The organism is Mycobacterium talmoniae (assembly GCF_001854525.1).
In the GTDB taxonomy this organism is placed as follows: domain Bacteria; phylum Actinomycetota; class Actinomycetes; order Mycobacteriales; family Mycobacteriaceae; genus Mycobacterium; species Mycobacterium talmoniae.
The window spans coordinates 1-10,369 of sequence record NZ_MLQM01000190.1 but is presented as its reverse complement, the minus strand read 5'-3'; the positions used below and the strand labels follow the sequence as shown (position 1 = coordinate 10,369).

General features: G+C 71.3%; 11 protein-coding genes. 4 read left to right on the top strand and 7 right to left on the bottom strand.

What is annotated here, in order from left to right:
* Window positions 1-360: hypothetical protein (locus BKN37_RS23300; protein WP_071029308.1), on the bottom strand; the 360-nt coding region annotated here is incomplete at its 3' end.
* Between the two features lie 19 nt (window positions 361-379).
* Window positions 380-904 carry a DUF1360 domain-containing protein gene (locus BKN37_RS23295; RefSeq protein ID WP_071029307.1) on the bottom strand — a complete coding sequence of 175 codons (525 nt, stop codon included), beginning with the start codon at window positions 902-904 and terminating at the stop codon, window positions 380-382.
* Between the two features lie 182 nt (window positions 905-1,086).
* On the opposite strand from BKN37_RS23295, the gene BKN37_RS23290 reads away from it, so the two are divergent.
* Window positions 1,087-1,308, top strand: coding sequence for a hypothetical protein (locus BKN37_RS23290; protein ID WP_071029306.1), 222 nt, complete (start codon window positions 1,087-1,089; stop codon window positions 1,306-1,308).
* Between the two features lie 24 nt (window positions 1,309-1,332).
* Window positions 1,333-1,668 carry an aminopeptidase gene (locus BKN37_RS23285; protein WP_071029305.1) on the top strand — a complete coding sequence of 112 codons (336 nt, stop codon included), beginning with the start codon at window positions 1,333-1,335 and terminating at the stop codon, window positions 1,666-1,668.
* 3 nt (window positions 1,669-1,671) lie between these two features.
* Here the strand turns inward: BKN37_RS23285 and BKN37_RS29340 are convergent, their stop codons facing one another.
* The 5 genes from BKN37_RS29340 to BKN37_RS23265 all read right to left on the bottom strand — a co-directional run bounded on the left by BKN37_RS29340 (window position 1,672) and on the right by BKN37_RS23265 (window position 4,679).
* Window positions 1,672-1,827, bottom strand: a complete 156-nt coding sequence (locus tag BKN37_RS29340; RefSeq protein ID WP_095407188.1) for a DUF6131 family protein — start codon at window positions 1,825-1,827, stop codon at window positions 1,672-1,674.
* 21 nt (window positions 1,828-1,848) lie between these two features.
* The gene (locus BKN37_RS23280) at window positions 1,849-2,079 is read right to left on the bottom strand and encodes a hypothetical protein (protein WP_071029304.1); all 231 of its coding nucleotides are present in this window, start codon (window positions 2,077-2,079) and stop codon (window positions 1,849-1,851) included.
* A gap of 11 nt (window positions 2,080-2,090) precedes the next feature.
* On the bottom strand, window positions 2,091-2,651 hold the full coding sequence (locus BKN37_RS23275; protein ID WP_071029310.1) for a hemerythrin domain-containing protein: 561 nt from the start codon (window positions 2,649-2,651) through the stop codon (window positions 2,091-2,093).
* An 82-nt stretch (window positions 2,652-2,733) separates the two neighbouring features.
* Entirely contained in the window at window positions 2,734-4,194 is a 1,461-nt protein-coding gene (locus tag BKN37_RS23270) for an aminotransferase class I/II-fold pyridoxal phosphate-dependent enzyme (RefSeq protein ID WP_071029303.1), read from the bottom strand.
* Between the two features lie 131 nt (window positions 4,195-4,325).
* Entirely contained in the window at window positions 4,326-4,679 is a 354-nt protein-coding gene (locus BKN37_RS23265) for a hypothetical protein (protein WP_071029302.1), read from the bottom strand.
* A 133-nt stretch (window positions 4,680-4,812) separates the two neighbouring features.
* Here BKN37_RS23265 and BKN37_RS23260 point away from each other — a divergent pair, with 133 nt between their 5' ends.
* A complete protein-coding gene (locus BKN37_RS23260) occupies window positions 4,813-9,321 on the top strand; it encodes an ATP-dependent helicase (RefSeq protein ID WP_071029301.1) in 4,509 nt (1,502 codons plus the stop codon).
* A 146-nt stretch (window positions 9,322-9,467) separates the two neighbouring features.
* The gene (nei2, locus tag BKN37_RS23255; protein WP_071029309.1) at window positions 9,468-10,229 is read left to right on the top strand and encodes an endonuclease VIII Nei2; all 762 of its coding nucleotides are present in this window, start codon (window positions 9,468-9,470) and stop codon (window positions 10,227-10,229) included.
* The last annotated feature ends 140 nt before the right edge of the window (window positions 10,230-10,369 follow it).

Here is a 10,369-nt window from a genome sequence, read left to right as displayed (position 1 = left end):
GCCCGGTGCCGCCACCGGCTCCGCCTCGGCCGGCAGCGGCACCGGGCTGATCGTCGAGCGGCGGCGTCGGTCGCGGATCAGCGCGTAGCGCCACACCTGGGCGGCTTGCCCGGGCAGTTCGGCCAGCACCCGACCCGCCCAGCCGATCCAGCCGGCCCGGAACCGCCACCGCCCGCCATTGTCGCGTCGGGCCGCGCGGGCCAGCACGGCGCACGGCAGCGTGCACGCCGCCGCCAGCAGCGCTTCCGGCGGGCTGATTGCGGTCAGCGTCGCCAGCCACACCGCGGTGGTGACCACCCACCACAGCAGCGTCTCAACGAGTGCGCGAGCGGCCGCAGACACCGCGGGCGGGGTCGGCATCGGGCCTCCAATCGTGAAGTCAGCCTTCGGCGGACTGTTGGGCGATTGCGTACGCCAGCTGCAAAAAGTCGGCGCCGGTCAGCGCGGTGAAGGTGCCGGCGGCTAACCGGGTGAGCCGCGGCGCGAAGATCAACCCGATCACAAACGCGGTCGCCACCCACATGTCCAGGCAGAACGGGCAGGTGGCCAGCTCACCGAGGCTGTGCCGCAGCTGGCTGTCGTGGCGCGTTTCTTCCTGCACCTCGGCGGGGCCGCCGGTTCCGGCGTACTGGGCGAACGGGGCCCGCAGCGGGCTGGTCACCGCGTCCTTGGTAAGCGTGCGGGACAGTTTGTGGGTGCCCAGGCTGACGATGAGCAGGTCCTGGACGCGCCACCCGTCCGGCAGCCGACGACCGGTGACCGCCGCGAGCACGGTGGTCAGCGCCACCAGTGCGCCGTAGGTCGCCAACACCACCAGGTAGCCGGCGAGCGGTCGGGGGTTGTCGCCGCGGTAGGCGTCGGCTTCCCGCCGGGCCCGCGCGGTGACATCCGTGGCTTCGCCCACAGTCCCTCCTCGATCGACGCCTGTGCCCGGCGAGTACCCGGCCGATGCGCCCGGCAATCACCCGGATCCGGTCGACGGCGTCGGTGCGGTGCTGCGCTACCCGCCCGGTCCCGGCGTTTAGGTAGCGGCGGCGCCGGGTAGCCCGTGGTGGCCCGATGGCTTCGGCACTGGAGGGATTTGCGATGGACACCGAGCCCGGCGAGGTGACCGGCACCCGCAACAAGGATTACAACCTGCTGCGCTACACCCGCGAATGCCTCGACAACGTGCTGCGGATGCAGGCCTACATTGCCGACGCGCAACGCGACGGGGACCCCGACGTGGTGGAACTGTTCCGAAAGGCCCAGGCGGACAGCCGCAAAGGGGCCGAAATGGGAAAACGGCTCCTTGCCACCCGGTTGTAGCGGCGGGTCGGAAGGTGGAACGCGATGAGCATCCGGCGGTACATCCTGTTGGTCGGCGCGGCGGCCCTGTTCGCGGGCCTCATCGGGTTGTTGGTGCCGGTGTCGGTCACCGGCAGCGACGAGGGCACGATCGGCTGCGGCAACGCCATGGTCTCCGATTTGTCCGACGCCCGGTCGGCCAACGACCAGAACTTGGCCAACGTCCCGGTGGTTAACCAGCTCGTGCCGCACACCGACTACGTCGCCGAATGCCAATCGTCGCTGGCTGGCCGACGCGCCTGGTCGATACCGTTGACGGTGGTCGGCGGCCTGACCGTCCTGGGTGCCGCGGTGGTGCGGCGGCGGCCCGCGGCGGTGTGAGGCTCAATACCAGTACCGGCGGCCGGCGACCGGTCGGCCGATCGACCCCAGGATCCAGAACACCGCGCCGACCACCAGCAAAATGATGCCGATCGTCCACAACACCGGAATGTTGAACACGAATCCCAGAATCAACAGGATGACTCCCAGACCTATCATGACGCCTCCATCTCCATCGGGTTATCCAAGATTGATCGCCGGCATCGAACTGGGTTCGGGCAGGCGGCAATCGGTGACTTTGGGGTTGACGCCGGCATAGTTCAACGGGCCCGCTACCACCGTCAGCGCCACGGACCCGGCCGTCGCGCAGTTGGTGTCGTTGCGTTGAAAGTAGCCGCGCTGCCAGGTCGCCAGGACGCCGATCAGCAACCACACCAGCACAATTGCGCCGAGATACCCGCCGAATCGCATCCCATTCTCCCTCAGCTGTAGCCCAGGATCGCGTCGCGGGCCCGGTCCATCATCGCGGCGAACGGGCCGGCGACCAGGTTGGCGACCCGCGACTCCACCCCGGCGTGCGGCCGGGTGGGCGCGATCGACTCGGCGAGTTTGACGGTGCGCGTCAGCCGCTCCAGCTCGTCGTCGCTGAGGTCTTGCCGCAGCTTGGAAAACTCTTCCTGCTCTTCATGTTCGGCGTGGTCGAGCACCGCGTCGCGCAGCTCGCTGAGCTGCTCGGTGAACTTCTTGGAGTCGATGTCGAGGTCCTCTAGCTCGGCCAAGACCGTTTTGGCTTCGTGCTCCTCTTCCAGTCGAGCCTCGACGATGTCGTGGCGGTCGCCGAGTTCGCGGCGCGCCCGCGGGTGCACGATTTCCTCTTCGGCGGTTTCGTGGACCGCCAGCAGCCGCCGCAATTGAACGAAGGCCTCGTCGCGCTCGGGTCCGGACGTCGACAGCGTCTCGTCGAACAGCCCCTTGATCCGTTGATGCTGGCCGATGAGGAAATCGACCACATCGTTGGGTGACTTCACCGACGTCGCTGCCATCACGTTCTCCTGGGCTCGGTGCCGCATTGGTAAGGGATGAGCTACCCGTTGCGGCCGGTCGCCAAACGTCGGCGACGTCAGGTCAGGCGACCACCCGGATGGCGTCCAGCTGCGGGTCGGTGAGGTCCGGCAACGCCATGCCGGCCCGCAGACCGGAGCGCAGGTACTCGATGACGGCGTCGTCGAGCAGCTCGCCGGGGACCACCGCCGGGATGCCGGGCGGGTAGGGGGTGATCTGCTCGGCCGCGATCCGGCCGGCCGCCTTCTCGGCGGCGACCATTTCGGTGGCGCCGAAAAACGCCTCCCGCGGCAGCATCACGGTCTGCAGCTGCGGCTCGCCCGGGGGCGGCAGCCGCAGGGGCGGCGGTCGCTCGAACGATTCGGCGGCGTCCCGCCACGCCGTGATCGCGTTGACCAGCCGGTCGGCGGTACCGCGGTCGTCGGCGAACGACAGGGTGGCCAGGATGCGGCGGTGATCGGCGAGTCCCACGTCGAGGCGGGCCTGGTCGCGCAGCCAGTCCCGGGCTTGGTAACCCGAGGTGCCGGTCGCCGACACGTCCAGCAAGACCTGCAGCCGATCCAGCTCGTGCGACGCCTCGGCCCCCAGTAACACCTCGTCGAGGACCTCGACGTCGGGCACCCGGTCCAGGCGCTCCCGCACCTCGGCGGCGAGATCCAATGCCGCACCGAGCAATTCGTGGCCGTGCTCGACCATCTGCCGTCGCCACCCGTCCAGCGCGGCGTACACCAGCACGTTGGGGCTGGTCGTCATCAACAGATCGGCGCACGCCGACAACCGGTCCCGGTCGATCAGATCGCCCTGCACGTGATACACCGAGCCCTGCTCAAACCCGGCGCCCATCTTGTGCACGCTGACCACGCAGATGTCGGCGCCGGCGTTCATCGCCCAGGTCGGCAGGTCCGGGTGAAACGGCAGATGGGCACCCCACGCCTCGTCGACGATCAACGGTTTGCCGCGGTCGTGGCAGATGTCGGCGATGGCGGACAGGTCGGCGCAGGTGCCGTACGGCGCGGGGCTGACAATCAACGCGCCGGCGGCGTCGGGGTTCTCCTCCCAGGCCGCGGCCACCCGCTCCGGTGACGGCGGATGGGAAAAGTGGCGGTCGGCGTCCCAGCGCGGGGTGATCCAGCGCGGCTGGATACCGGAAAAGATCAGCCCGCCGACAATCGACTTGTGGCTATCCCGCGGCACCAGCAGCCCGCCCGGGTCCCCGCCGGCGACCGCCATCATCGCCGCCCGCACCGACAACGAGCTGCCGCAGGTCGAAAAGAACGCCGTGGAGGCGCCCACCGCATCGGCCATCAGCTCTTCGGCGTCGGCGAGGTACCGGCCGCGGGAGCACCAGTCGTCCAACCCGCCGTTGGCCAGCACGTCGCAGCGGAACGGGTCGCGGCCCAGCACCTGCAGCACGCGCTCGTCCGCGCCGCGGCCCAGCCGATGACCCGGCGGACTGAATCCGTACCGGTCGTTGTCGTGATAGCTGGCTAACGCTTCCAGCAACGGCGCGCGGCGGTGATCCATCGCTCGGGGGCATACCCGCGGCGGGCGGCGATTAATCGACGGGGCCGGCCGCTTAGACCTTCGCGTTGATTCTGCGTCCACCAGGCATGCCACTCGAACTTCTGCCTGGTGGCCGCAGAGTCAACGCCGGGTCAGGTGTTGAACGTGATGGTGATCGCGATGATGTCGGCCAGCAGCAGCGCCCAGCCGCAGATCGGGACGATGACGCCGCGGCGTCGCGACGCGGTGAAGAACGACAGGAGGATGGTCGCGGCGGCCACGATCGGGGCGCCGTAGTACATCACGTTGAACATGAACCCGCTGGGCCCCAAGTTGGGGCATTCGGCGGCGCTGCAGGCGGCGGTGCTCATCACCGCGCCCAGCCCAACGATCATCACCAGGGCCGCGGCCGGCGCGGTCAGCAGTGCCAGCGCCCAGTTCACCCAGGTCCAGACCCGACGTTTGCGATCGTCCGGCGGTGCGGTGGTGGTGGTGTCAGCTGTCATAGGGCTGGCCTACCCGCGGACGCCGGACACGAAACCGCGGCAAGGCAAGCACCCAGCGGGCCGCCTGCGCGCGGCGTCTCGCGGATGAATCGGCACCCTCGGCGATGTCGGTCCCCCGTGCCACCATGGCTAGGTGGCCGGTAAACCTGCAGATCCGCTGGCCCGGTTCGGTGCGGCGACCCGGGACTGGTTTGCGGGCACCTTCGCCACCCCCACCCCGGCGCAGGCCCAGGCCTGGTCGGCCATCGCCGATGGGGACAACACGCTGGTCATCGCGCCGACCGGGTCCGGGAAAACGCTGGCGGCGTTCCTGTGGGCGATCGATGACCTGGCCCGACACCCCGCGACCGACCCGGGCACCCGGGTGCTGTATGTGTCGCCGCTCAAGGCGCTGGCCGTCGACGTGGAACGCAACCTGCGCACGCCGCTGACCGGCATCTCCCGGATCGCCGAACGACACGGGCTGCCCGCACCCCAGATCAGCGTCGGGGTGCGCTCCGGCGACACCCCGCCGGCCCGGCGCCGCCAGCTGATCAGCAGCCCACCCGACATCCTGATCACCACCCCCGAGTCGCTGTTTTTGATGCTGACGTCGGCGGCGCGCGACACCCTGGCCGGGGTGCGAACCGTCATCGTCGACGAGGTGCACGCGGTGGCCGGCACCAAACGCGGCACCCACCTGGCGGTGTCGCTGGAACGCCTGGACGCGCTGCTGCCCGCGCCGGCGCAGCGGATCGGGTTGTCGGCCACCGTCCGCCCGCCCGAGGAGGTGGCCCGGTTCTTGTCCGGGCAATCCCCGACCACCATCGTGGCTCCCCCGGCCAGCAAGACCTTCGAGCTCACCGTGCAGGTCCCGGTGCCGGATATGGCCAACCCGGACGGCAACACGGTCTGGCCCGAGGTCGAGACCCGCATCGTCGACCTGATCGAGGCGCACAACTCGTCGATCGTGTTCGCCAATTCGCGTCGACTGGCCGAGCGGCTCACCGCCCGGCTCAACGAGATTCACGCCGAACGCTGCGGAGTGGATTTGGCGGCGGCACCCAATCCGCAGGTGGCCGGCGGTGCGCCGGCCCAGCTGCTGGGCAGCGGCCAAAGCTACGGCGCGCCACCGGTGTTGGCCCGCGCCCACCACGGCTCGGTCAGCAAAGAGGCCCGCGCCGCCGTCGAAGACGACCTGAAGTCCGGGCGGCTGAAGGCGGTGGTGGCCACCTCCAGCCTGGAGCTGGGCATCGACATGGGCGCGGTCGACCTGGTGATCCAGATCGAGGCGCCGCCGTCGGTGGCCAGCGGCCTGCAGCGCATCGGGCGGGCCGGGCACCAGGTCGGCGAAATCTCCTCCGGGGTACTGATTCCCAAACACCGCACCGATCTGATCGGCTGCGCGGTGACCACCCAACGCATGCGCGCCGGGCAGATCGAGGCCCTGCAGGTGCCGGCCAACCCGCTGGACATCCTGGCCCAGCACACGGTGGCGGCCGCCGCGTTGGAGCCGCTGGACGCCGACGCCTGGTTCGACACGGTGCGGCGGGCCGCCCCGTTCGCGACGCTGCCGCGCAGCGCGTTCGAGGCGACCTTGGACCTGCTGTCCGGTAAGTATCCGTCCACCGAGTTCGCCGAGCTACGCCCCCGGCTGGTCTACGACCGCGACACCGGGACGTTGACCGCGCGTCCGGGCGCGCAGCGGCTGGCGGTCACCTCCGGCGGCGCGATCCCGGACCGCGGACTGTTCACCGTGTACCTGGCGTCGGAAAAACCGTCCCGGGTCGGGGAACTCGACGAAGAGATGGTCTACGAGTCGCGTCCCGGCGATGTCATCTCGCTGGGGGCGACCAGCTGGCGGATCACCGAGATCACCCACGACCGGGTGCTGGTGATCCCCGCCCCCGGCCAGCCGGCCCGGTTGCCGTTCTGGCGCGGCGACAACGTCGGGCGGCCCGCCGAGCTGGGCGCCGCGGTCGGCGCGTTCACCGGGGAGCTGGCCGGCTTGAGTCGCGCGGCGTTCGACAAACGGTGCGCCGAGCTGGGTTTCGACGACTATGCCGCCGAGAACCTGTGGCGGCTGCTCGACGATCAGCGCACCGCCACGACCACGGTGCCCACCGACACCACCCTGCTGGTGGAACGGTTCCGCGACGAGCTCGGCGATTGGCGGGTGATCCTGCACTCGCCGTACGGGCTGCGGGTGCACGGCCCGCTGGCCTTGGCGGTGAGCCGACGGCTGGCCGAACGCTACGGCGTGGACGAGAAGCCGACCGCCTCCGACGACGGGATCGTGGTGCGGCTGCCCGATACCGATGTCGACGCCGGGGCGGGGCCGCCCGGCGCCGATCTGTTCGTGTTCGACGCCGACGAGATCGAGCCGATCGTGACGGCCGAAGTCGGCGGGTCGGCGCTGTTCGCCGCCCGGTTTCGGGAATGCGCGGCGCGGGCGCTGCTGCTGCCGCGCCGACACCCCGGTCGCCGGTCACCGCTGTGGCAGCAACGCCAGCGCGCCGCCCAGCTGCTCGACGTCGCCCGCAACTACGCGGACTTTCCGATCGTGCTGGAGACCGTCCGGGAATGCCTGCAAGACGTCTACGACGTGCCCGCCCTGACCGCGCTGATGACGCAGATCGCGCAGCGTCGGGTCCGGGTCGCCGAGGTGGAGACCGCCACCCCGTCGCCGTTCGCGGCGTCGCTGCTGTTCGGCTACGTCGGGGCGTTCATGTACGAGGGGGACAGCCCACTGGCCGAGCGGCGCGCGGCGGCGCTGACGCTGGATGCCACCCTGCTGGCCGAGCTGCTGGGCCGGGTGGAGCTGCGCGAGCTGCTCGACCCCCAGGTCGTCGCAGCCGTTGCCGCTCAACTCCAGCACCTGTCCCCCGACCGGGCCGCCCGCGACGCCGAGGGGGTGGCCGACCTGCTCCGGCTGCTGGGTCCGCTGACCGCCGACGAGGTGGCCGCCCGCTCCGGCGGCGCCGACGTCGGCGGCTGGCTGGAGGGGCTGCGCGCCGCCAAACGCGCCGTCACGGTGTCCTTCGCCGGGCAGACCTGGTGGGCGGCGATCGAGGACATCGGCCGGTTGCGCGACGGGATCGGGATCGCGGTGCCGATCGGGGTGCCGGTCAGCTTCACCGACCCGGTCGCCGACCCGCTGGCCGAGCTGCTGGGCCGCTACGCCCGCACCCGCGGGCCGTTCACCACCGCCGCGGCCGCCGCCCGGTTCGGGTTGGGGCCGCGGGTGGCCGCCGATGTGCTGGGTCGGCTGGCGGCCGACGGGCGGCTGGTGCGCGGCGAATTCCTCGATGAGGTGGTCGGTGAGCAATGGTGCGACGCCGACGTGCTGCGGATTTTGCGGCGCCGGTCGCTGGCCGCGCTGCGGGCCCAGATCGAACCGGTGTCCACCGCCGCCTACGGCCGATTCCTGCCGGCCTGGCAGCAGTTCGGCGCCGACGCCGGGTCCGGGGTCGACGGCCTGGCCGGGGTCCTCGAGCAGCTGGCCGGGGTGCCGCTGCCCGCCTCGGCGGTCGAACCGCTGGTGCTGGCGCCGCGGGTGCGCGACTACTCCCCGGCGCTGCTCGACGAGCTGCTGGCCTCCGGGGAGGTGCTCTGGTCGGGTGCCGGTGCGATCTCCGGCACCGACGGCTGGATCGTCTTTCACACCGCCGATTCCGCGCCGTTGACGTTGACCCCCGGCAGCCCACTGGAATTCGGCGACATCCACCGCACCATCCTGGACGCCCTGGCCGGTGGCGGCGCGTTCTTCTTCCGTCAACTCGGGTCCGGGATCGCCGACAGCGAACTGAAAGCCGCGTTGTGGGAACTGATCTGGGCGGGCTGGGTCACCGGCGACACGTTCGCCCCGGTGCGCGCGATCCTCGGCGGCGCGGGGGCCCGTAAACGGTCCGCGCCCGCGCATCGGCAACGGCGCCCGCCGCGGCTGAGCCGGTACAGCGTCGCGCATGCGGCGTCCCGCGCCGCCGACCCGGCGGTGGCGGGCCGCTGGTCGGCGCTGCCGACGGCCGAACCGGATTCCACCGTGCGGGCGCATCACCAGGCCGAGTTGCTGCTGCATCGGCACGGGGTGCTGACCAAGGGCGCGGTGGCCGCCGAGGGGGCGCCGGGCGGTTTCGCCAGCCTCTACAAGGTGTTGACCGCGTTCGAGGAGGCCGGGCGCTGCCAGCGCGGCTATTTCATCGAATCGTTGGGCGGGGCGCAGTTCGCGGTCGCGTCGACGGTCGACCGGCTGCGCGGCTATCTCGACGGCGTCGACCCGCAGCGGCCCGAGTATCACGCGGTGGTGCTGGCCGCCGCCGACCCGGCCAACCCGTACGGGGCGGCGCTGGGATGGCCGGCCCGCGACGGCACCGCCCGGCCGGGCCGCAAGGCCGGGGCGCTGGTGGTGTTGGTCGACGGCGTCCTGGCCTGGTTTGTGGAGCGCGGCGGCCGGTCGCTGCTGAGCTTCACCGACGACCCCGAGGCGCATCGGGCCGCCGCCACCGGGCTGGCCGAGCTGGTGGCGGCCCGCCGCGTCGACGCGATCCTGATCGAGCGGGTGGACGGCGTCCCGGTGCTGCAGATCCGGGAGTCGCCGGTGCTGGCGGCGTTGGCCGCGGCGGGGTTTGCTCGCACCCCGCGCGGGCTGCGACTCCGGCACTGACGCGCCTCTCGCCGTCTCGCCGGCTCATCGCCTCTCGCCGAACGTGCGTCCAGGGCGGAAAATCGGCCGAAACTCCGCCATGGACGCACGTTCGGCGTGGGCGGGTCGGCTGGCGGGGCAAACGGCGCGTGCCGCAGACTGTGACCATGCCCGAAGGCGACACCGTCTGGCACACCGCTGCCGTGCTGCGCGACGCGCTGGTCGGCAAGGCGTTGACCCGCTGCGATATCCGGGTGCCGCGCTATGCCAGCGTCGACCTGGCCGGGCAGTCGGTCGATGAGGTGTGCAGCCGCGGCAAGCACCTGTTCATCCGGGTGGGGCAGGTCAGCATCCACTCGCATCTGAAGATGGACGGCAGCTGGCGGGTGAGCCGCGGGCCGCTCGATCACCGGGTGCGGATCTTGCTGGAAGCCGGGCAGGGCCGAGATGCCGTGCGGGTGCTCGGGATCGACTTGGGGGTGCTGGAGCTCCTCGACCGCCACCGCGACCAGGATGCGGTGGCCCACCTGGGGCCGGACCTGCTGGCCGAGGACTGGGATCCCCGGGTCGCCGCCGCCAACCTGATGGCCGATCCGCGGCGCGGGCTGGCCGAGACGCTGCTCGATCAGCGGGTCGTCGCCGGGATCGGCAACGTGTACTGCAACGAGCTGTGTTTCGTGATCGGCCGACGGCCGTCGGCGCCGGTCGGGTCGATCACCGATCCGCAGCGGCTGGCGGTCCGTGCTCGGGAAATGTTGTGGGCCAACCGCTCACGCTGGTCGCGGTGCACCACCGGCGACACCCGGCGCGGCCGCCAGCTGTGGGTGTACGGCCGCGGCGGGCAACCCTGCCGTCGCTGCGGCACCCCGATCGAGTCGGCTGAGGCCGCCGGCCGGGTCGCGTTCTGGTGCCCGTCGTGTCAGCGCTAGCCGCGAGCGTGCATGAATGTACGGGTTTTCCGGTGTTTACGCGTGCGTTTGTGCACGCTCGCCGGGCGACCCTGGCCGATCACGGCCAGCCGCCGCATCCCACCCCGGGAATACAGCCGCCCCCGCCGCCGGGGCCACCC

What these genes read in the sequence shown, in the direction of transcription:
- BKN37_RS23265 (WP_071029302.1), bottom strand. Translation starts at nt 4,679, where the DNA reads ATGACAGCTGACACCACCACCACCGCACCGCCGGACGATCGCAAACGT.
- BKN37_RS23290 (WP_071029306.1), top strand. Translation starts at nt 1,087, where the DNA reads ATGGACACCGAGCCCGGCGAGGTGACCGGCACCCGCAACAAGGATTAC.
- BKN37_RS23270 (WP_071029303.1), bottom strand. Translation starts at nt 4,194, where the DNA reads ATGGATCACCGCCGCGCGCCGTTGCTGGAAGCGTTAGCCAGCTATCAC.
- BKN37_RS23285 (WP_071029305.1), top strand. Translation starts at nt 1,333, where the DNA reads ATGAGCATCCGGCGGTACATCCTGTTGGTCGGCGCGGCGGCCCTGTTC.
- BKN37_RS23275 (WP_071029310.1), bottom strand. Translation starts at nt 2,651, where the DNA reads ATGGCAGCGACGTCGGTGAAGTCACCCAACGATGTGGTCGATTTCCTC.
- nei2 (WP_071029309.1), top strand. Translation starts at nt 9,468, where the DNA reads ATGCCCGAAGGCGACACCGTCTGGCACACCGCTGCCGTGCTGCGCGAC.
- BKN37_RS23280 (WP_071029304.1), bottom strand. Translation starts at nt 2,079, where the DNA reads ATGCGATTCGGCGGGTATCTCGGCGCAATTGTGCTGGTGTGGTTGCTG.
- BKN37_RS29340 (WP_095407188.1), bottom strand. Translation starts at nt 1,827, where the DNA reads ATGATAGGTCTGGGAGTCATCCTGTTGATTCTGGGATTCGTGTTCAAC.